Genomic DNA, 20,787 nt, shown 5'->3' with positions numbered 1-20,787 from the left:
CGTGGCTTGTAAGCCATTCGAAACAGTTGCCTGCGGTTGACGGTCGGCGCGGGCGCTCGGGAGGTTGGGTGTGACAGCGGATGGAGAACGGCTGAGTACGGAGGAGCGGGCGCTCCTCTACGACCTCGGCCGGGCGATCAACGAGTTCGTCGATCTCGATCGGTTGCTGCCCGAGATCGTGACCCGGCTGCGCTCGTTGTTCGGGATCGAGAGCAGCGCGGTCATGTTGCTCGACGCGGCCCGGAGCGAGTTCTACGTGCCATACGTGGCGGACATTGCTCCGGCGGTGGAGCGTCGCCTGGCGGCGGTGCGCTTCCCGGCCGATCGGGGCATCGCCGGCGCGGTGCTGCACAGCGGGGATGTGGCGCACGTGCCAGACGTCAGCCGCGATCCGCGCTGGTACGGTGCGGTCGACGGGCGCACCGGCATGACGACCCGCTCGCTGCTCTGCGCGCCGTTGCGCGGGCGCGCCGGCACCCTCGGCGTGCTCTCGCTGCGCAACAAGGTGCGCGGCACGTTCAGCGACGATGACCTGCGGCTGATCCGCGCCGTTGCCGACCACATCGGCCTCGCGATCGACACCGCGCGCCAGCTCGGCGAAGCGCGCGGTACCGCCGAGCGCCTGCGCGACGAGGTCGAGGTCTTGCAGCAGCAGGTGGCGCGCGACGCCGGCGTGCACGGGATCGTCGGCCACAGCACGGCGATGCAGCGCGTGTTCGAGCTCATCGCTAGTGCTGCGGCGCTGCCGGTGACGGTGCTCATCACCGGCGAGACCGGGGTGGGCAAGGAGCTCATCGCCCGCGCCATTCACGCTGGCGGGCCCCGCCGGGCGCGGCCGTTCGTCGCCATCAACTGTGGCGCGCTCAGTGACACGCTGCTCGAGAGCGAGCTGTTCGGCCATCGCAAGGGGGCGTTCACCGGCGCCCTGTCCGACAGGAAGGGCCTGTTCGAAGTGGCGGACGGCGGGACGGTGTTCCTCGACGAGGTCGGCGACATGCCGGCAGCCATGCAGGTGAAGCTGCTGCGCGCCCTGCAGGAGGGCGAAATCCTGCCGGTCGGCGACACGACCCCGCGTTCCGTCGATGTCCGCGTCCTCTCCGCCACCAACCGCGACCTCGCCGCCGGGGTGCGTGATGGTGGCTTCCGCGCCGACCTCTTCTATCGCTTGAGCGCCTTCCCGATCGTCGTCCCCCCCCTGCGCGAGCGCCGCGAGGACATCCCACTCCTCACGGCGCGTCTCCTCGAGCGAACCCTGAAGCGCTTCGAGCGTCCGGCAACCCAGTTTTCTCCTGCGGCGCTGGTGCGGCTCAGCAACCACGACTGGCCGGGCAACGTGCGCGAGCTGCAGAACGAGATCGAGCGGGCGATCGCGTTGGCAGCCCCGGGCGCTGTCATCGACGCCGCAGACCTCTCGGAGCACGTGCGGGGAGCCAGCGTGGTGGCGCCGCCAACGGTTGCCGCCGGGGGGATCACCCTGCGCCGGGCGCGCGACCTCTTCGAGCGCGATTTCATTGCCCGGGTGCTGAGCCAACAGGGCGGCAACGCGTCGCGGGCCGCCCGCGTGCTCGGCATCAGCCGAGTCATGCTGCACAAGAAACTGCGCGCCTACGGCATGCGGCGCATTGATCTGGTGCGCGTCTCGGCTTGAGGGCAGTCCAACTGATCGAAGAGGCGGGGCCTCTCTATGGCATCCATTCGACCGGACGTCTGTCTCCGCCGCTCGGCCGCGGACGCGTCGGCACGGCCCCTGTCCACGGAGGAATCACCATGGCGCTACTCGCGGATTCCGACTGCGTCGACCTGACGGTCGGCGCGCCAGATCCGGAGCGCGGCGCGGCTGCTTTCCGGGCCGCGGCGGTGGCCGTAGCCAGGGATCGCCAGCGGCGCGACGCCGGCGACGGCTTCCAGTGGCTGTTCAACGGCGACGGAGTCACCCACTGGGCGACCGTCGGCGCCGGGACGTTCGTCATGGTCGACGACCGGCTCGAGTCGGTCCCGGCGGACGACCTCGGCCTGTTCTGGTGCACCATCCCGGCGCCGGCGAACTTCCTCCTCCGCCTGCAGTGGCTACGCTGGCGGCAGGAGGACGCATCGGGAGTGTTTGTCCGCTTTCCCCATCCGGAACCCTGTTCGGAGGGCAATCCAGCATTCAGCGCCATCTATCGCGGCTTCGAGGTGCAGATCGACGAGCTCGGCCTGCCTGGCGCCAGCGCAATCCACCGTACCGGCGCGATTTTCGGTCAGCGCGATCAACGCCTGCGCCCGCCCAAGACGCGGCCGCCGGCGGAGTGGAATGACCTGGAGATTGCGGTCCGTGGACAGAGCTACGTCGTGCGTCTGAACGGCGAGGTCAGCACTGAGTTCGAGAACCGCGACCCTGCGCGCGGCCTGCCGACGACCCGCATGGCGCCGAGCTACATCGGCCTGCAGATCTCCCCCGGATCCCGCGTCGCCTTCCGCCGCATCGCAATAAAAGCGCTTCCGTAGCACATAGAATAGTCCTCCGAACCCGCCACGACCCGGTGGGTCCGTCTCCCGCCGCCCGAACCAAAGGCCACAGCCCAGCGTACTCAACGTCCGCGGCCGCCGGCCGTGGCGATAGCCCCCTCGCTCGCCGCCCACGCGCGCTCCGTTCCTCGTTCCCTTGCTATCGCATCCCCCCGGCACCCGCTCTCGCGAGCGGGCGCGAGCTGTGGTTACAACTTAGTCGATGTATGGCCTCTTTTCCCCCTTTCACCAATTGGCCGACGCTACCGGCACTGCGCCGGCGGCACAGTCGGTGGCGCCTCGCTTCCAACACTACTACAATCAACCGTTGGAGCCTGTGCAGTGAGCGAACGTGGTCAGATCAGCTACCAAATCATTTCTGGCGTCCACGCGGGCGCGGCGGTCAGAGTGCGAGAGGAGGTCTTCCTGAAGGACTTTGGTCAGATAGGGGATGACGGAAAGGACTCCGTTGGGTATCATCTTCTAGCACTAAACGAGTGTGGGGAAATCATCGCCGGCTTTCGCCTCCTTGGTCCCGAAGTGCGTCCGTTCGCCTTCGAGAAAGCCTACGATCTGTCCGCAGTTGTTCGGGCTGGCGCTCAACCGGCCCTTCTTGGCAGGCTCTTTGTGAGGCAAGACTTCCGAGGCGCCACCACAAGCATGCAACTCCTAATCGGCTTGCTAGAGCTTGGGCGATCATTTGCTGCCGGACACAGCATTACGGATTTCTACATCAGTGCATTCGGCCATCTCGTCCGCTTGTACGAGCGAGCTGGATTTAGCAATTTGGGCGTTGAAGTCACCGACGACCATTGGCAAACACTCCATCTGATGCACATGCGAGTGTGACGGTGGTGATAATATAATGCTTCGCTTACATGGACTAATTCCAGCCGTCGCTGCTGCGGCGAGTATCCTGCTGGCAATTGTAGTCTATGCATCTGCTCCGGACCGTCGCCTCGGTCGTGTCTTTGCCTTCCTTGCTCTTGCCCTGGCGTCATGGAACCTCATCTTTTTCGCTCTCTACGCCTTTGACAATTACCAACAAGCGTTGGACTATTCCCGCATCTTCAGGACTGGCGGACTATTTCTTCTTCCTGCCATTCTCCATCTCGCCCTTGTTCTCCCTGGCCGTGGCATTTCCACTTCTTGGAGAGCTGTGCTGCTGCTCGACTACGGAGTCACTGCAGCGATGGCATTCCTAAATGCGCTGGGGGTCCTAGTTACGCACCTCTCAACATTTTACTGGGGATATTATTCTGTCGGCGGGCCAGGTTACCTAGTCTTCTCATTATCTGTCGTATTCAATTTTGCCACATCAATTGTCCTACTCGTTCGGGAATACTATGTAACCCGTGAGCCCAGGATGCGTCTCCAGCTCAAGTTTTGGCTCTTCGGAATGGGCGTGGCCATACCGCTGGGGTTGACAAATCTTTTGCCGGCTTACGGAATACGTCTCTATCCTCTAGGTAATGTCGCTAGCGTTCTTTGGGCCGGAATTGTCGGCTATGCAATCGTCCGCCATCGGTTGATGGACATTGACGTAGTAGTCGCAAAGGGCCTCGCTTATATAAGTGTAAGTGTTATAGTTATAGGACCAATCTCCTGCATTTTCCTTATTATCCAGGACTGGGCATTTGGTGAAATTCACTATGATTTCTCTGCGACCGTTGTGATTCTGTTTCTTGCTGTTGGCATTCTCTTTCCATACGTTCGGGCCGCGACGGAACGCCGCCTGGGTAGGTCGCTCTTTCGGACAAAGTTCGCTGCACGTGCTGCTCTGGATGCTCTGGCATCTCAGGTCATCAGAATTCTGGACCGTCAGCGCCTTCTCGAGTTGCTGTGCGCCGAGATGGCCGAAGCGTTCTCGATCGATCACGTCGCAATTTACCTGTCGGAGGGTGCGGGGCCCTTTGCGTTTAAGCACTGTTGTGGGCCGATCCCGACGGCGCAGGCGATCGACCGCGACGATCGTTTTATCCGCCTTCTCTCGCAATCGAGCGATGGAGTGCTCCGCGAGGAAGTGGAGGGTGTGGGCACGGGGAGCGACCTGAGAACCGGAGTGATGACTGAGAATGGATGGGCGGTTGCAGTGCCGTTTCGAAGCGGAAGAGAGATCATCGGTATCTTGTGTCTCGGACCTAGGAGGGGACTGGAGGCGTTCACAACGGGAGACCTGTCCATACTGGCTAGGGTAACTGCAGAAGCTGCTATCGCACTGCAGAACGCCCGCCTGTTCGAAGAAGTACGTCAATCGCGTGCAATCATCAGCAGAGCAGGTCGTCTGTCCGCCATAGGGACCCTGGCTGCAGGAATTGCCCATGAGATCCGGAATCCGCTGGTCTCCATCCAAACATTCTTCCAACTTGCTCCAGAGAGGCTAAACGATGACGAATTTATGACGTCATTCCTTAAGCTCGCCGAAGCTGAGGTTCAGCGGATCAGCAATCTGATTTCCGAGCTGCTAACATTTGCAAAGTCGCCGACACCGACGTTGCGATTAATAGACGTGAGCGAGATTGTGGAGCGTGCGTCGATTCTACTCGAGCCACAAGCAAGGGCCCAGGGGGTGCGATTGTCGCACTCGATAGAGGGCGATCTTCCTAGGGTTCTTGTAGATGCCGATCAGATCATGCAGGTGGTGCTTAATATTGGACTTAATGGTATTCAGGCGACGCCGAGAGGTGGTGCGGTGACCCTGACCTGCAGAGAGGTGAGCACGGACGGGGTGCATTGTTGTCAGATCGAGATTGTCGACACGGGCCGCGGTATTCCGAGCGCGGTGCGCGAAGCGATTTTTGACCCGTTCTTCACCACCAAGGAGAAGGGCACCGGGCTCGGTTTGGCAATAGCCCAGCAGATAGTGTCGGAGAGCGGCGGATTTATCGGTGTCTCGAGCGCGGATGGGGAGGGGAGTCGGTTCGTCATCAGCCTGCCGGTTGAGAGCAGAGGGTCGTTGAATCCGCGCGCCGCGCTACAGGGGGTTTGCGAGAGGTGAGGATTCAGCAGCGTCGCGGGCGGGGGCATTCGGTGAGCTGCTGGCAGACACTCCAGGCAACAAGGCGCGGGTTCTATAGCTGCCAAGTGGTAGGTTCGATCGGATCATACTGGCAGAAAGATCCCGTCGTGATGGACAATTCAAGGAACCTGGCGCCGTTGGGGCTGACGCACTGAATTGTCCGGAAGGCGGATGTGATGCGGTTGCGAACGCTGATGCGGGCCTTCTCGGCAATTGATCCAGAGGGCCGGGGCGATCCTGACAGCGCAAAGGCGCGCGACAACTCGCGAAGAAGACTCTCGCGCTCAGCCGAGAGCAACTCGCGGCGCCCGACATCGTTGTTGGAATCTGCTTCGTCGATTTCGGCGGCGAGCTCTTGAAGCCGCCGGCGGTAGGAGGTCCTCGCTTCGATGTCGGACTCGGCACCCGCCGCTTCCCCTATGCGGACGACTCGCCCATGGGCGCCGGCGACCAAATCGAGCACATGTACGGGCGTTCTTGGTCTGGCGAGAAGAACGGCAATATACTGGAGGCCCAGGGTCGGGCGAAGAAGTCCAGATTCACCCTTGTACGAGAAAGTCCAGAAGTCTCCATTTCGACGAAGGGCATTTGGGGCTCCTGGGGCTGCTGGAACCTCGGAGGAGGGGCTACCCCCGCGAGCGATTGTGTCACAGAGCGACCGAGCCTTCATCGCATAGTGGTCGAGGTTCAACGAGGAGAACGTGCGAGCTGCTTGTGCCGCAAGGGAGAGGGCAGCCGATGGGTCTTCGTCGTGGGACAGGAGAAAATGCGCAAGATGAAGCGATGATCGAGCAGTAAACGGGGCGGCGCCGAGCTGTCTGTTGGCATCTATTGAGAATCGAAAGTGATCGCCGGCGCTATCCATCCCTAGTGACTGAGCGAGAAGTCCAAGATAGTGAGATACGCTTCCATCAACGAGTGATCCCCATGCGGTAACGATAAAGTCTGACGCATATGGTAAAAGAATATTGTAGAGAGTTGTAGCATGGGGGATGCTTGAGACTGTAACAGCTACATCGGCGAGGACTGCGAGAAGGTATAAGAATAGGTGATTGGGTGGAATGCACTGAAATGAATTGCCAGCAAGCTCATGCAGGAATTCCGTGGCCAGATCGAGATGAGAGGTGTGGGCCAGTATCCAGGCGTGAGCGACGCGAATAGCCGGTATATGGGGGAGTTGGGCAAGAGCATCCTGCGTAGTGTGTGCCCAGGCTGTTGCATCGCGTCGTAGTTGGGTGCGCTGAAAGCTTTGGAGCAAATGGTACTGCAAGGGGCTGTTGTCGTGCACGCGACTCCCGAGTTCGTACGCTACTCGCGAGAGTCGATCAGCATGGGCAAAGCTCCCGCGCATCGTTGCGCGCGCTACTCGCACGAGGGCGATCTGCCAGCGAAAGCGGGGATATGGAGAGGATTCGGAGATCTGGGCTGCCAACTCCAATTCGTGATCTGCATCGATCAGCCTGCCCGTGCTGAGAAGTCCAAACTGACGAAACATCCTGGCGTTGAAGCGCACTTGGGGGTCGCGTATGTCGTCTCCGAGCTCAAGGAGCGTTGACGCTGAGTCGAGAAGTTCGTGTGTTCGTCCAGGCCTCAGTAGCGTCAGGCTATGAGTCTCAATCGCGTGTGCGTGCAGGCGCGTGTCGGAAAGATGAGAGGCAAGGCCGAGGGCGCTTGCGCTGTACATATCTGCCCGCGCGTTGTTGGGAGAAAAATAGAGCGAGCGACTTAGTGCGCTTAGGATCTCGACGGTGAGGCTCGGAAACCGATCGCCGAGTCGCATCTGGGCCTCTTCGAGGAGGGTTATCGCCTCGCAGTCGACGGGGATGGTTCCCCACATGAGGCCTTTGAAGCCGAGGGCGGCGCGCGCAAGGCGCTCTGGGCTGCGGAGGCGACGAGCAAGGGCGGCAGCATCCTCGAAAGTACGACGAGATTGGGCCCACTCGCCCGCACCGGCCTCGGCGGCGCCCAATTTTAAGAGCAAGTCGCAGGAGTCGGGTTGTGAAAACACGGCGCCAGATAGCGCTTGTGCGCGGCGAAGCTGTGAGACTGCCTCTTCGTAAGCGAAGGCGGCATGTGCGGCGTCGCCGGCATCTATGCAATACTCGGCGGCTTGCCGGCGCTGGGTAAGTGGCAGTCCGCGGCAAAAGTGATGTGCGAGGGCAGCCGTGGAGACAGGCTCGCCGGCTGCAGCGCGTCGCTGCAACGTTAGCGCTGTAGCTTCATGGAGGCGCATCCGGTCCGAGGGGTGGAGTTGATCCAGGATCGCTTCGCGGACGAGGGCGTGGACGAACTGGTAGTGTGTCGTGTCGAGGTGGGTGATCACGCGGTGCGCGACGGCCTCGTCGAGGAGGGGCAGGGCATCGCGGATGGGCAGGCGAGCGGCGTCGGCGGCGACTTCGGCGTCGAATTCGCGGCCGACGACGGACGCGGCTTGCAGCAGGATCCTGCATTCGAGCGAGAGCCGATTGTAGGGCTGCAGCGTGATGGCGAGGACGTTCGCGGGCCACTGGATGGCTTCCTCGGCGTCGAATACCCTCTGGCCGTCGGCCAGGAGCTGCCCGAGCTCCTTGACGAAGTACGGGTTGCCCTCGGTGAGGTGCATGATCCGGTCGAACTCCGGGCGGCGCGGCGCGCGGGCCGCGCAGGCGGCGATGAGGGTCCGTGTCTCCGCGCGCGTGAGCCCCCGCAGCACGCGATGGCGGGCCCAGGGGTGACGCGTGGTGGAGGCCGCCAACTCGGAGAGCGGTTCCCGACTGGTGACGATGACCGCCAGCCGCATCCTCGCCAGACGCCCGGCGAGAAACTGCAGGAGCAGGAGCGAACCGGCATCCGCCCAGTGGGCATCGTCGATGATGAGGAGCAGCGGCTGCGCCGTCGTGGTGGCGGCCAGGAACTCGCAGAAGCGATCGAACAACATGAAACGCGCCTGCTGCGCTTCCTTGGTCGCGTCCACGATGCCGCGGATCGGCACGCCGGCTCGGGTGGCGGCTGCGTCCAGCAATTGGCTGAAGTCCGCACTGTTCCCCGGAGCGGGTTCGCTGCCGAGATGCTGTCGCAGCACCTCGGACCACGCCCAGTAGGCCGGCGCGCCTTCGCTCTCCCAGCATCCACCCCGCAGCACCTCGAAACCGCGGCCGCGGGCAACGGTCGCGACCTCGTAGGTGAGCCGCGTCTTGCCGATGCCCGCCGAGCCACTGACGATCTCCAATCGTCCGCTGCCCGCGCTGGCGGCGTCGAGACTGCCGAGGATCGCCTCCATCTCGCGCCGCCGACCGACAAAGGTGCCGTCGGCGGCAGCGACCTCCGCCGGCCGTGTCGCGCGCGTCGGTTCAATCGACATGAAGACCGAAGCCCCCCAGATCCCCTCCTAGAGCCCCGTCGCTGACTTCGTCAACGAACTTTCTGCCCAGCCGCACCCTTTTTTTGCGCCGCGCCGAACAACGTCACGCCGGATGTAACGCCTACGCGGGTGAACCGCTCACGCCCGAATGAGCCGGGCAGCGATCAACGAGGGATCGGAGGATGGGATGCAGCGACGTCAGAGAAAACAAACGAAGGCGGTGCGACGTTCCAACGGAAATCCCAAAAAGGCCGCGCCGCGGCAGGCGCGCGCGGGGGCGCGTAAGACGGGGGAGCCGTTGCCGTTCATCGACGACATCGAGAGCCGGCGCTGGCGCTGCACGGATCCGACCAGCATCTTCTCCGGTCCACGCCCGGAGTCGGTGCTCGGGGGCCTCGAGCCAGCGTTCGTCCTCTTCGACAGTTCCGTCATGCAGGCGCTGCGCACGCGCGCGGCGGAGCGCGGCATGGAGTACGACACGCTGGTGCGGATGATCGTCCGCGAGCACGTCGACGACTACTGACCGACTGCGGTTGGCTGGCGCCCCGCCGACGAATCGGTGGAGTCAGGGCGCGGGACTGAAGCGCAGCGGCATGGCGGCAAAGCCGCGGACGTTCGGGGAGTGGACGCGGACCAGGCCGGCAGGGTCGATCTCGAAGTCGGGCAGGCGTTCCTGGATCGCTTCGAGCGCGACGCGCGTCTCGAGCCGCGCCAGCGACGCGCCAAGGCAGAAGTGCGTGCCCTTGCCGAACGCCAGATGTTGGGTGGTGTCGCGGCCAATGTCGTAGCGGTCCGGCTCCGAGAAGACCCGTTCGTCGCGGTTGGCGGCGCCGATGAGCAGGAGCAGGCGGTCGCCGGCGCGGAGCTGCCGGTCGTGGAGCGTGACGTCGCGCGTGACCGCCCGGGCCAGCATCTGCGTCGAGCCGTCGAAGCGCAGCGTCTCCTCCACCCACGCCGGGACGAGGCTCGCGTCGCGGCGCACGCGCTCGCGCTGCTCGGGATGGCGCCACAGCCAGTATGCCGCGTTGCCGATCAGCTTGGTGGTGGTCTCGTTGCCGGCGATGACCATGAGGAAGAGAAAGGCCATCACCGCAGGCACGTCGAGGTGTGCGCCGTCGAGCTCGCTCGCGAGCAGCGCGCTCACCAGATCGCTGCCGGGAGTGCGGGAGCGTTCGACGACCAGGTCGCGAAAGTAGAGCATCATCTGCTGGCTGGCCTGCATGGCGGCCGGCGGGATCTCCGCCTTGCCGTCCTCGCGGTGGACGACGGTGTCCGCCAGCGTCCGCAAGCGGTCACGATCCTCCTCGCGGATGCCCAGCAGCTCGCTGACCACCGCCATCGGCAGCTTGCCCGCCAGGTCGGGAATGAGGTCGCACGCTCCGGCGGCCGCGAACTGGTCGATGTAGCCATGGGTCAGGGCCCGGATGCGCTCCTCGAGGTCCGCGACCCGGCGCGGCGTGAACCCGCGCGACACGAGAGCGCGCATGTGATCGTGCCGAGGCGGATCCATGGCCAGGAAGGATGCCGTCGCCGAGGCCTGCGCCTGGCTCGAGCGTTCGAGGGCCACGCCCTCGGCGTTGGAGAAGGTGAGGGGATCCTTGAACGCGGCGACGACGTCGGCGTGGCGCGACACCGCCCAGAAGCCGAGCGCGTCGTTGCGGTATACGGGCGCGTGATCGCGCAGGGACCGATACGTCGGATACGGATCCTCGTGCAGCTCCCACGAATAGGGATTGAATTCGATTGCCGGCATCGGCCTTCTCCTTCAGCGGGCAGCGGACGCGAGCTCGTTCACCAGCGTCGCGGCGAGCAGCGCGAGGTGGGGGCGCGGCTCGACCGCGTTCGGTCCCTGCAGCACGCGGTGCATCGCCAGACCGGTGAGGACACTCACGGTATATTGCGCCAGGACGGCGCGGCGGCGGCGAGGCAACGGATGGTCGGCGAAGATCCGTCCCCACAAGGCGTCCCAGGCATCGAGCATGTGGCCCTGCAGTCCCGGGGCGCCCTTCGACGTGTGGGTCGGGAGGGTGTGCAAGAGGATCTCCAGCGTCGTGCGGTAGTGCGGGCTGCCGAAGTGGGCCCACGCGCAGTCGACGAAACGGGCGGTCCGCTCGCGCAGCGGGAGTGCGGCGGGAAACCCGTCGAAGCGCTCGGCGAAGCGCGCGAACGTGTCGTCGAGCACCGCCACGAGGATGCCGTCCTTGCCGCCGTAGTGATGCTGCACCGCGCCCCAGGTGACGCCGGCCCGCCGCGCGATGGCGCCGGCGGTGGTGCGCTGGAAGCCGAGCTCGCCGACGCACTCGACCACGGCGCGCACGATGCGGGCACGCGTCGTCGCGCTGCGCTCGGCCTGCGTGCGGCGCGTGCGCGGCGCCCGCGGTCGTGCCAACGTCGCCGCCGTCACCGAGGCGTCCCGTCGGGCAGCCCGTAGACGCTCGCCATCAAGCCGCGGCAGGTCGTCGTGCCTGGCAGGGCGAGGCCCTCGTCGGCGGCGCACGCAAGCGCGACGCCGAGGTCCTTGTCCGCCAGCGCCGTGAAGTGGCGGGCGCGCGCCATCAGGTCCGGGTCGTCGGGCGCCGCGGCCAGCCGATCGGCAAACGCGATCACCCCGGCCATCGCGTCGGTCATGATGTGCCCCGACCGACTGACCTCGATCAGCGTCGCCACGTCGACGCCGACGCGGCGCGCCAGCGCCGCCGCCTCGCGCGCCGCGAGCAGCTCCAGATAGAGCATCAGGTTGTTGCACAGCTTGGTGGCGGCCCCGGTGCCGAGCGCGCCGGTGTGGACGATGCGGGCGGCGGCGGTGGCGAACACCGGCCGACAGCGCTCGAGCGCCGCCGCGTCGCCGCCGACCATGTAGGTGAGCGTCCCGTTCTCGGCGCCGGCGGCGCCGCCGGTGATCGGGGCATCGAGCAGCGTCAGCCCCCGCGCCGCCGCCGCCGCGCCGCAGACGCGCACCGTCCGCGGCGTGATGGTGCTGTGGATGGCGAGCACCGTCCCCGGCGCCGCAGTGGCCAGGAGGCCGTCGGGGCCGTGCAGGACGGCCTCGACGTCGGCGTCGTCGCGGACGCAGATGCCGATCACCTCCGCGTCGGTCGCCAGCACCGCCGGCGATGCCGCGACCCGCGCGCCGCGCGCCGCCAGCGCCACGCACGCCTCCGGCCGGCGGTCGTGGACCGTGGTCGCGAAGCCGCCGTCGACGATGCGAGCCGCCATCGGTTGGCCGATGTTGCCGAGACCGATGAACCCGACCCGCGCCACCATGGGCGTCGGGCTACCACGAATTACATTGCGATCGCAATGTAATCGTCTGACGGGCTATGCCGCCGACCCGAGGCGCGTCAGGGCGTCATGCGCCGCCGCTCGGTACGCCGGAGCGGGTCGGATGGCGTCCTCGCGCAGGCAGGCCTCGACGAGCTTGATCGCGTGCTCGTCGCCGCTGCCGACGGCGCCGTCGATGAGCGCCGCGCGCGACGGCTGCGCCGCGCTCGGGCGGCCGGGCTCCGGGTCGCTGCCGTACACGCAATAGAGCGCCGCGCCAGCCTGCCAGGCATGGGCGAGCAGCGTGCGGCGGGTCGCGTCGGCAACGTGCGGGAAGAGCAGGCGGACCGCGCTCGGACCGGTGACGAAGTGGATCAGGGCGATCAGCGTGGTGGGCTGGACGTTGGCCAGGTAGGCACCGGCGAGCGCGGCGGTGATGTCGGACAGCAGCGCGTCGGGATCGGCGGCGGCGACGTCGATGAGGCCGAGCGCGGCGTGGAACGGCGTGAAATCCCGCAGCGGCGCGAGGGCAGCGACGATCGACCCGTCGAGCCGTCGCGCCGCGGCGGGCAGGAAGGGGAGGGCGCGCAGGGCATCAGCCGGCGTCCGCGCGACCGCGGCCGGCGCTCCCGTCGGCAGCGCGTGATAGGTCGCCGCCCAGTAGGCCAGGCCCTGCGCGAGCTCACGCCGGCGCGGCGCGGTGTCGCGGTCGCCGAGGGCGCGGGTGGCGTGCGCGGCGCGCAAGACGCCATGCAGGGCGGCGCCGATCAGACCCGGAGCCAGGCGCGGCGCCCAGGCCTCGAGGACCGCGCGCCACGGCTGGGTCGCCAACTCGCGGTCGAAGAGCAGCCGCCAGTCCGCGAAGCGCGCTTCGTCGCCGAGCGCCGCCTCCCACGCCTGCGGTTCGATCGGCTGCCGCGGCGTCGGTTGTGGTGCGAGCTGCGCGGCATAGCGCCTGAGCCACGCGCTGGCCGCGTCGGCGCGGTCGAGGCGCACCATCGCCTCGACCGCCATCGGCGCGTGGTTGGAGAACGCGAACGGCCCGTACTCGGGGCCGTATTCGAGGAGCAGGGTGTAGGCGTCGTCGATTGGGTCGTTCATGCGCGGCCTCCGCGTCGCAGGTGCTTCGATGCAGAGCACCGCGGAAGCGCGTCACGCAAGCCTGCTCTCGAAACTGCCTGCGCCCGATCCCGCGCGGCCCGCGTCGAACCCGGCGCCCCGGGCGCGGGAGCAGGTTCTCTTGCACTTCGAGATCGGCGGGCCGGCGATCCCGCGGCGGTCGGCGAGGGGGCTCGGCGGCGCCGAGGTCGCGCGCCGCCAGCCCCCGCGCCGCCTCGAAGGCCTCGTCGCGGCGATCAGTCGCCCCGCCGCCGGGCGGCGCGGGCGGAACGCGCCGGGCGCAGCCCGGCGGTGAACACCTGCGCCAGGGCCGCCACGTGTGCCCGATACGCGTCGACCGTGATGCCGGGCCCCTTCAGCCCGGAGACGCTGCGGGTGAACAGCTCCGCCGCGGCGGCGGGGGTGAGGCCGGCCGATGCCAGATCGACCTCGCCGGCGGCGGCGGCGCGGCGGAATACGCGCGTCAGGGCGGCCCGGAAGCGTTGCTCCGCGCCGGCCGGGTGGTCGCCGCACAGGCGATTGCTCTCGTCGAGCAACTCGCTGCCGTGCGGCGAACCGTAGGCGATCTCGACGAAGCGCAGACTCTTGGCCTCGACCGCCGCGCACAGGCGCTCGGCGAGCGGCGCCGCGCCCGTGAGCGCGGTCTCCGCCGCCCCCGCCGCGGCGTCGTGCAGCTCCGCCGACAGCGCCCGGAAGATCGCCGCCTTGTTGCGGAACTGGAGGTACAGGGCGGCGCGCGAGATCCCCGCCGCTCCCGCGATGTCGGCCATCGACGTGCGGCGGAAACCATAGCGGGCGAAGCGGTCGAAGGCGGCGCTCAGGATGCGCTCGCGGGTGACGACGGCCGGACGCGGCATGCGGCGTTGTTGACAAAAGACGTCCACAACGTCAATTACCGCCGCGTCGTTCCACCCGTCGTTCGCTGGGCGCGTGCGCGCCAGCGGAAAGGAGCTTCGCATGCCAGGCTCTCCGTCGCTGGCCGGGAAGACCGCCGTGGTCACCGGCGCCTCGAGCGGCATCGGCCGTGCGATCGCCGAGACTCTCGGCGCCGCCGGCGCCCACGTCTACCTCGCCGGCCGCACCCGCGCCGACATGGATGCGGCCGCGCGGCAGATCGCCGCCAGCGGTGGCCGCGCCACCGTGGTCAGCCTCGACGTGCGCGAACCGGGCGCGGTCGCCCGGCTGGTCGCGGGCGCGCTGGCCGACACCGGGCGCGTCGACATCATGGTCAACAATGCCGGCGTCTCCCATCCGAGCCCGATCGTCGACGCCGATCCCGAGCACTGGCGCGCCATGTTCGAGACCAACGTCCTGGCGTTGCTCGCCGGCTGCCAGGCGGCAGTGCGGGCGATGCGCCAGTGCGGCGCCGCGGGGCACATCGTCAACATCTCCTCGATCGCGGCGCAGCGCAACGACTCCGGCGTCTACGGCGCCACCAAGCACGCGGTGAACTGCATCTCGAGCACCCTGCGGCGCGAGCTGGAGGACGACACGATCCGCGTCGTCAACATCATGCCGGGCGCGATCGTCACCAACTTCGCCCGCCACTTCGACCCCGCGGTGGTCGCGGGCTTCGTGCAGATGGCGGGCCTGTCGGTGGAGTTGCCGGCGGACGGCCGCCTGCCGGACGACGTGATCGCCACCCTGCAGCCGAAGATGAAGCAGCTCTTCGGCAGTGCCGAGGACGTCGCCGCGGCGGTGCTCTTCGCGGTGACCCAGCCGATCACGGTGAACATCGCCGAGATGGTCGTGCGCCCGCCGAAGCAGATCGCGATCTGACCGGACGACCGGCGTGCCCGGGGGCGATCAGGGCGCGTCGCCGGCGACGCGGACGCGGATGCGCAGGGCGACCGGGTCGCCGGCGCCGGCACGCTGCGGCTGCGCGGCGCCGGGGTCGTCGAGAAAGTCGGGCCCCTGCCAGTCGCCCAGCTCCGGGGTCGCCTCGGGATCGCGTCGCAGGCGGAGGCGGAACAGGCGCTTGGGTTGTCCGGGCAGTGACAGCACCAGCAGGCGCGAGGCGGTCTTGAAGTCCAGAGCGACGCGGCCGGCGAGCACCTGCGCGCCGCCGTCGCTGCGCCAGGCGTCGTCGAGCAGGGCGTCGGCGACGTTCCGGTCGGTGTGCAGCTCGACCGCGACGTCCGCCGGCGCCGTCGCCATCGCCGCCGGAATCCGCACCTCGAATTCGAGCTGCGGCGGCAGGCGGTTGCTGTAGGTGTCGAGCGACGCGAGCCGCAGCCAGATCCCGGCCGCGGTCAGCGCCGCGATCGCGGCCAGGACGGCAAGCAGTCGCAGCAGCAACCGGCCGCCCGGCAGCGGGCCGAGGCGCCGCCGCAACACCACCCAGGCGGCGGCGATCATGCCCAGCAGGCCGCCGACCGGCCCGACGGCGAGGAAGGCGAACATGCCGCGTCCGCCCTCGAAGTCGCTCATGCCGCACAGGCCGGCGATCCACAGCGTGACGACGCCGGTGAGGAACCAGCCGGCGACGGCGCCGGCGATGCCGGCCAGCACGGCGCCGAGATGGATCATCGCGCGTCCGGCGGGCGCCGGCCGGTTACGCCGGCGCGAAGGCGAGGCCGCCGTCGATCTTCAGCACCGCGCCGGTGGTGTAGCTTGAGGCGTCGCTGGCGAAGTAGAGCGCGGCACCCACCACTTCGTGCGGCTCGCCGCCGCGTTGCAGCGGAATCATCGTCCTGGCCGTGCGCGCGAAGGCCTCGAGATCCCAGGCCTTGGTGATGTCGGTCATGAATGGTCCGGGCATGATGCAGTTCACCCGCACGCGCGGGCCGAAGGCGCGCGCCAGGCCGACGGTCATCGCGTTCAGCCCGGCCTTGGCCATGGCGTAGGGCAGCTCGTGCGGCGTCGGCTGGACGGCGGCGATGCTGCTGACGTTGATGATGCTGCCGCCGTCGGCCGCCGCCATGCGCGAACCGATGCGCGTCGCCAGCCGGAAGGCGCCGCGCAGGTTGACGGCGAAGACCTTGTCGTAGAGCGCCTCGGTGACCTCGGTGAGCGCGCCGTAGAGCGGCGACATGCCGGCGTTGTTCACCAGGATGTCGACGCGGCCGAGGCGCTCGTACGCGAGATCGGCGAGGCGATCGCAGTCCTCCCACTGGCCGACGTGACAGCCGACGCCGAGGCACTCGCGGCCGCTCGCCGCCTGGATCGCGGCCGCCGCCGCGATGCACGCGTCGGCCTTGCGACTGGCGATCACCACGCGCGCCCCGGCCTCGGCATAGGCGCGGGCGATCGCGAGGCCGAGCCCGCGGCTGCCGCCGGTGATCACCGCCACCCTGCCGCTGAGATCGAAGGCCCTGCCCGTTGGCGCCGCGGTCATGAGCTGCCCATACGACGGCGCCCGGCCGCGGGTCCAGACGGTTGGCAGGAACGCCCGCGCCAGGGTACAAGCGCGGCCCGCGATGACGACCAACTCTGCCAGCCAGCTCCACCTGCTCGCCGACGTCAGCCGGTCGCTGGCGACCTTCACCGACCTCGACGAGCTGGTCCACTTCGCCACCCAGCGGACGTGCGAGCTGTTCGAGGCCGAGGGCTGCGCGCTGCTGCTGCTGGACGCGACGCGGCGCGAGTTCCGTTTCCCGGTCGCCAGCCAGCGCCCGTCCGGTGCCAGCGCGGCGGCGCTGGCCGAGATCCGCTTTCCCGCCGACCGCGGCATCGCCGGCTGGGTGCTGTCGCACGACGAGAGCGCGCTGGTGCCCGACACGGCGACCGATGCGCGTTTCTACGATGCCGTCGATCGCCAGACGGCCATGCGCACCCGGTCGCTGCTGTGCTCGCCGCTGCGCACCCGCCGCGGCAACATCGGCGTGCTCGAGGTGGTGAACCCGGGCGCCGGGCATCTCGAGCCGGCCGACCTGGAGTTTCTCGACATCCTCGCCAGCGAGATCGGCGTCGCCTACGAGAAGGCCGCGCTGTACCACGCGCTCGAGCGCGAGGTGCTCGATCTGCGCGGCTTCTGCCGCAGCGCCGGCGTCGCGCTGTCGGCGCTCGGGGTGGTGCTGGCCGCGGCCGCGACCCTCTACCACCGCGCGCGCGTGCTGCCGTGGGAGGAGCTGCCGACCCGCCGCGGGGTGCTGATCGGCGCGCTCTGCCTGGTCATCGGCGTGACGCTGATCGGCGTCGGCCGCGGCTGGCTGGTGGCGCGGCGAGCCGCATCGAACGCCCGCTGACGCGCAACGTCAGCGGGTGCCGCCGCGGATGAGCAGCACGGCCAGTCCGACGACGACGATCAGCGCCGCGCCGATCGAGAAGTACGGCAGGATGTTGTCGGGCGGCCCGCCCGTCTGCGCATAGCGCATGATCCAGTAGCCGGCGAAGCCGAGGGCGAGGAGGAGCAGCGCGGCGATGATCAGCGTGCCGCCTTCGGGCGTGCGGCTGGGCATGCCCGGCTTGTCGCAGGCCGACCGCGAAAGTCAATCGCCGCCGGCCGGACCGGTTGCGCCCGGCGAGGCGAACGTGGTTGCATCGGCGCCATGCCCGCACGCTCCGCCACCGGCAGCCGGCCGCGCACGGCGCTCGTCCTCTCCGGCGGCGGCGCGCGCGGCGCCTATCAGGCGGGCGTGCTGCAGGGGCTGGTCGACATCGGCATGATCGGCGCCGAGGGCTCGCCGTTCGACATCATCGTCGGCTCCAGCGCCGGCTCGATCAATGCCGGCATGCTGGCGGCGCACGCCGACGCGCTGGCGGCCGGCGTCGAGCGTCTGATCGAGGTGTGGAGCACGATCGTCGCCAGCGACGTCTTCCGCACCGACATCCGCTCGCTCGGACGGATCGGGGCGCGGTGGGCATGGGACCTCTCGTTCGGCGGCGCGCTCCGCCGCGTGCAGCCGAAATCGCTGCTCGACACCGCGCCGCTGCGCACGCTGCTGAAGCGCATTCCGTTGGCGCGCATCGACGAGCACGTGCAGAGCGGCGCGCTCTACGCCGCCGCGGTCGCGGCCACCGACCTCCACACGTCGAACGGCTACCTGTTCGTGCACGGCGATCCGGACATCCGCCTGTGGAAGCGGAGCCGCTGGCGCATCGAGCGCGCCCGCCTGACCATCGATCACCTGATGGCCTCGAGCGCGATTCCGATCTTCTTCCCCTCGGTGCGCATCGAGGGCCGGCACTTCGGCGACGGGTGCATCCGCAACACCGCGCCGCTGAGCCCGGCGATCAACCTCGGCGCAGAGCGCGTGGTGGCGGTCGGCGTCCAGGGACCCGGCGTCGAGGATGCGCGCAAGAAGCCGCCGCCGCCGACCATCGCGCAGATCGCCGGCGTGCTGCTCGACGCGGTGATGCTCGATGCCATCGAATCCGACGTCGAGCACAGCGGCCGCGTCAATCGCAGCGTGCTGAGCTGCCACAGCGGGCCCGACAGCGACAGTTTCCGCTGGGTCGACGTCCTCTGGCTGCGCCCGTCCGTCGACGTCGGCGAGGTGGCGGCGGAGCTGTCCGACCACGTGCCGCCGGCGGTGCGCTACCTGATGCGCGGTCTCGGGACCGATGAATCGATCACCGAGCTGCTGAGCTACCTGCTCTTCGACCCCGCCTTCACGGGGCGCCTGATCGCGGCGGGCCGCGCCGACGTCCGCGCGGCCCGCGCCGACATCCTGCGTTTCGCCGCCGGCCGCGGCGCCCCCGCGGCCGCCCGCGGCGCCCGCTGAGGCGCGTTCATGTCCCGCCCGCGCATCACCCTGCCCGAGCTGCTCGCCGATCCCTTCGCCACCCTGGCGGCGACGCGGCGCCGGCACTGGATCGCCGACACCGATCCCGACGACGCCGTCGTCGTGGTCAGCCACGATCGGGTCCGCGAGCTGCTCGCCGACCCGCGCCTGCGCGCCAGCTTCGTGGACTTCCTGCGCGCCGTCGGCATCGAGCGCGGCCCGTTCCACGATTGGATGGCGCTGTCGCCGCTGAACCGCGATGGCGCCGAGCACCAGCGCTGGCGGACGCTGCTGTCGCGCGCCTTCACGCCGCGCAGCGTCGAGCGCCTGCGCCCGTTTCTGCGCGCCGCGGCGCACACGCTGATCGACGGCTTCGCGGCGCGCGGCGGCTGCGACGTCATGGCCGAGCTCGCCGACGTCTTCCCGTCGCTCGGCCTGTGCGAGCTGATCGGCGTGCCGGTCGCGGATCGCGAGCGCTTTCGCGGCTGGGCGAACACGATCGGCCTCGGCTTCAATCCGATCCTGATCGTCGATCGCATCGGCGAGATCGACGCGGCGCTGACGGCGCTCCTCGCCTATACGCGCGAGCTGGCGGCGCGCCGGCGCGCCGAGCCGCGCGACGATCTGGTCACTCGACTGGCGCAGGCCGGCGACGAGGCGGGATGGAGCGATGAGGAGGTGCACGGCTCGATCGCCGGGCTGGTCTTCGCCGGGCACGAGACGACGAAGAACCAGCTCGGCTGGACGGTCGCGGTGCTGGCGGAGCGGCCAGCGCTGTGGGACGCGGTCGGCACCGGCGCGTTGGCGGCCCGCGACGTCATCGAGGAGGTGCTGCGGTACCGCTCGACGGTCACGTCGGTCGGTCGGGCCGCGGCGGAGTCGTTCACGCACGCCGGCGAGCGCATCCCGGCAGGCGCGACGGTGTTCCTGTCGCTGTGGGGCGCCGACCACGATGCCACGGTCTACCCGCGTCCGGACGAGGTCGCGCCGGCGGCGAACGCCGGCGTGCCGCACTTCGCCTTCGGCCACGGCGCCCACTTCTGCCTCGGCGCGGCGCTGGCGCGCGCCGAGCTGCAGGAGTGCCTGACGGCGCTCACCGAGCGGCTCGAGTGCCCGCGCCTCGAGCCCGGCGCCGTGTGGAAGCCGCCGCTCGGCATTACCGGCCCGGAGGTGCTGCCGATCACCTTCCGCCAGCGCTCCGCGGTCGCCTGACCGGCGGTGGCGCCGACGCGGCCGGTCGGGCGCGGCCGGCGCGGGCCGCGGCCAGGCGCAACGCCATGCCGGCCAGCAGCACGGCGATGAAGGCATGGTAGGCGAGGATCGGGTGCGCGCTCTGCTTGCGACCGACGCTGTCGACCAGACAGAGGAGGAAGATCGCCCACACCACCCAGATCCCGGTCACGTGGAGCCGCCGCCACGCCGCCGGCGAGAGCCGCCGCTTCAGCGCGTCGAGCGAGGTCAGGGTCAGCAGCCCGACCAGCAGCAGGCCGGGAATGCCGATCAGGACGTCGGCATCGGTGACCATCGGCGGCCGCTCCGGAGCGTAGAGCGCGAACAGGCGCAGGATGCACCACACGTGCACCGACATGCTGAGGCCGAAGGTGACGCCGAGGGCGCGGCGGCGGCGCAGCAGCCAGGCGCTCGGCGGCGACGGGGCGAGCCGGTGCAGCGGCGCCGCGATGAAGGCGAGCATGAACCACGCGCAGGACAGCCGCGCCGTCATCCGCAGCGCCAGCTCGGTGCCGTCGCTGCCGGTGCCGGCGACGGCGAGGATGACGATCGCCGCGCCCAGGCTGAGCGCCGTGCCGCCGGCGATCAGGCCGAGGTCGCCCGGTTGCGCGGTTCGCGGCGCGATGCGCGCCGCGCCGTTCGCCGATCGGCGCATCGCCTGCCCG

General features: G+C 68.7%; 19 protein-coding genes. 9 read left to right on the top strand and 10 right to left on the bottom strand.

The genetic code is table 11. From position 1 onward, the window contains the following. Positions 1-70 precede the first annotated feature (70 nt). The 4 genes from KF840_14910 (at position 71) to KF840_14895 (ending at position 5,485) form a co-directional block, all read left to right on the top strand. Positions 71-1,648: a sigma 54-interacting transcriptional regulator gene (locus tag KF840_14910; GenBank protein ID MBX3026197.1), complete on the top strand. Its 1,578-nt coding sequence runs from the start codon at positions 71-73 to the stop codon at positions 1,646-1,648. Between the two features lie 119 nt (positions 1,649-1,767). Further along, on the top strand, positions 1,768-2,487 hold the full coding sequence (locus KF840_14905; protein ID MBX3026196.1) for a DUF1080 domain-containing protein: 720 nt from the start codon (positions 1,768-1,770) through the stop codon (positions 2,485-2,487). Positions 2,488-2,829: 342 nt separating this feature from the next. Beyond that, a complete protein-coding gene (locus KF840_14900) occupies positions 2,830-3,336 on the top strand; it encodes a GNAT family N-acetyltransferase (protein MBX3026195.1) in 507 nt (168 codons plus the stop codon). Positions 3,337-3,352: 16 nt separating this feature from the next. After that, the gene (locus tag KF840_14895; GenBank protein MBX3026194.1) at positions 3,353-5,485 is read left to right on the top strand and encodes a GAF domain-containing protein; all 2,133 of its coding nucleotides are present in this window, start codon (positions 3,353-3,355) and stop codon (positions 5,483-5,485) included. 73 nt (positions 5,486-5,558) lie between these two features. On the opposite strand, the gene KF840_14890 is transcribed toward KF840_14895, so the two are convergent. Beyond that, the gene (locus KF840_14890) at positions 5,559-8,846 is read right to left on the bottom strand and encodes an AAA family ATPase (protein ID MBX3026193.1); all 3,288 of its coding nucleotides are present in this window, start codon (positions 8,844-8,846) and stop codon (positions 5,559-5,561) included. Between the two features lie 298 nt (positions 8,847-9,144). On the opposite strand from KF840_14890, the gene KF840_14885 reads away from it, so the two are divergent. Further along, the gene (locus KF840_14885; protein MBX3026192.1) at positions 9,145-9,369 is read left to right on the top strand and encodes a hypothetical protein; all 225 of its coding nucleotides are present in this window, start codon (positions 9,145-9,147) and stop codon (positions 9,367-9,369) included. 42 nt (positions 9,370-9,411) lie between these two features. On the opposite strand, the gene KF840_14880 is transcribed toward KF840_14885, so the two are convergent. The 5 genes from KF840_14880 to KF840_14860 form a co-directional block, all read right to left on the bottom strand. Further along, positions 9,412-10,599, bottom strand: coding sequence for a cytochrome P450 (locus KF840_14880; protein ID MBX3026191.1), 1,188 nt, complete (start codon positions 10,597-10,599; stop codon positions 9,412-9,414). Positions 10,600-10,611: 12 nt separating this feature from the next. Then, positions 10,612-11,235, bottom strand: coding sequence for a TetR/AcrR family transcriptional regulator (locus KF840_14875; protein ID MBX3026190.1), 624 nt, complete (start codon positions 11,233-11,235; stop codon positions 10,612-10,614). Positions 11,236-11,246: 11 nt separating this feature from the next. Further along, positions 11,247-12,110, bottom strand: a complete 864-nt coding sequence (locus tag KF840_14870) for an NAD(P)-dependent oxidoreductase (GenBank protein MBX3026189.1) — start codon at positions 12,108-12,110, stop codon at positions 11,247-11,249. A gap of 54 nt (positions 12,111-12,164) precedes the next feature. Beyond that, on the bottom strand, positions 12,165-13,208 hold the full coding sequence (locus tag KF840_14865; protein MBX3026188.1) for a DUF4243 domain-containing protein: 1,044 nt from the start codon (positions 13,206-13,208) through the stop codon (positions 12,165-12,167). 254 nt (positions 13,209-13,462) lie between these two features. Continuing rightward, positions 13,463-14,083, bottom strand: a complete 621-nt coding sequence (locus KF840_14860; protein ID MBX3026187.1) for a TetR/AcrR family transcriptional regulator — start codon at positions 14,081-14,083, stop codon at positions 13,463-13,465. Positions 14,084-14,183: 100 nt separating this feature from the next. Between KF840_14860 and KF840_14855 the strand changes: the two genes are divergently transcribed. Continuing rightward, positions 14,184-15,005, top strand: coding sequence for an SDR family oxidoreductase (locus KF840_14855; protein MBX3026186.1), 822 nt, complete (start codon positions 14,184-14,186; stop codon positions 15,003-15,005). Positions 15,006-15,032: 27 nt separating this feature from the next. Here KF840_14855 and KF840_14850 read toward each other — a convergent pair whose 3' ends face one another. After that, positions 15,033-15,755 (bottom strand): hypothetical protein, encoded by a 723-nt coding sequence (locus KF840_14850; GenBank protein ID MBX3026185.1) that lies wholly within the window; start codon positions 15,753-15,755, stop codon positions 15,033-15,035. Positions 15,756-15,780: 25 nt separating this feature from the next. Beyond that, a complete protein-coding gene (locus KF840_14845) occupies positions 15,781-16,563 on the bottom strand; it encodes a glucose 1-dehydrogenase (protein MBX3026184.1) in 783 nt (260 codons plus the stop codon). Between the two features lie 82 nt (positions 16,564-16,645). Here KF840_14845 and KF840_14840 point away from each other — a divergent pair, with 82 nt between their 5' ends. After that, positions 16,646-17,413: a GAF domain-containing protein gene (locus KF840_14840; protein MBX3026183.1), complete on the top strand. Its 768-nt coding sequence runs from the start codon at positions 16,646-16,648 to the stop codon at positions 17,411-17,413. 9 nt (positions 17,414-17,422) lie between these two features. Here KF840_14840 and KF840_14835 read toward each other — a convergent pair whose 3' ends face one another. Then, on the bottom strand, positions 17,423-17,626 hold the full coding sequence (locus tag KF840_14835) for a hypothetical protein (GenBank protein MBX3026182.1): 204 nt from the start codon (positions 17,624-17,626) through the stop codon (positions 17,423-17,425). A gap of 90 nt (positions 17,627-17,716) precedes the next feature. On the opposite strand from KF840_14835, the gene KF840_14830 reads away from it, so the two are divergent. Further along, a complete protein-coding gene (locus KF840_14830) occupies positions 17,717-18,892 on the top strand; it encodes a patatin-like phospholipase family protein (protein ID MBX3026181.1) in 1,176 nt (391 codons plus the stop codon). Between the two features lie 9 nt (positions 18,893-18,901). Further along, on the top strand, positions 18,902-20,104 hold the full coding sequence (locus KF840_14825) for a cytochrome P450 (GenBank protein MBX3026180.1): 1,203 nt from the start codon (positions 18,902-18,904) through the stop codon (positions 20,102-20,104). Here the strand turns inward: KF840_14825 and KF840_14820 are convergent. Next, on the bottom strand, positions 20,073-20,777 hold the full coding sequence (locus tag KF840_14820; GenBank protein ID MBX3026179.1) for a ferric reductase-like transmembrane domain-containing protein: 705 nt from the start codon (positions 20,775-20,777) through the stop codon (positions 20,073-20,075). The genes KF840_14825 and KF840_14820 overlap by 32 nt on opposite strands. Positions 20,778-20,787: the final 10 nt, after the last annotated feature.

This window comes from bacterium (assembly GCA_019637795.1).
Lineage (GTDB): Bacteria > Desulfobacterota > Binatia > HRBIN30 > CADEER01 > JAHBUY01.
The sequence above is the reverse complement of the archived record's forward strand: the minus strand, read 5'-3'. Positions and strand labels throughout refer to the sequence as shown.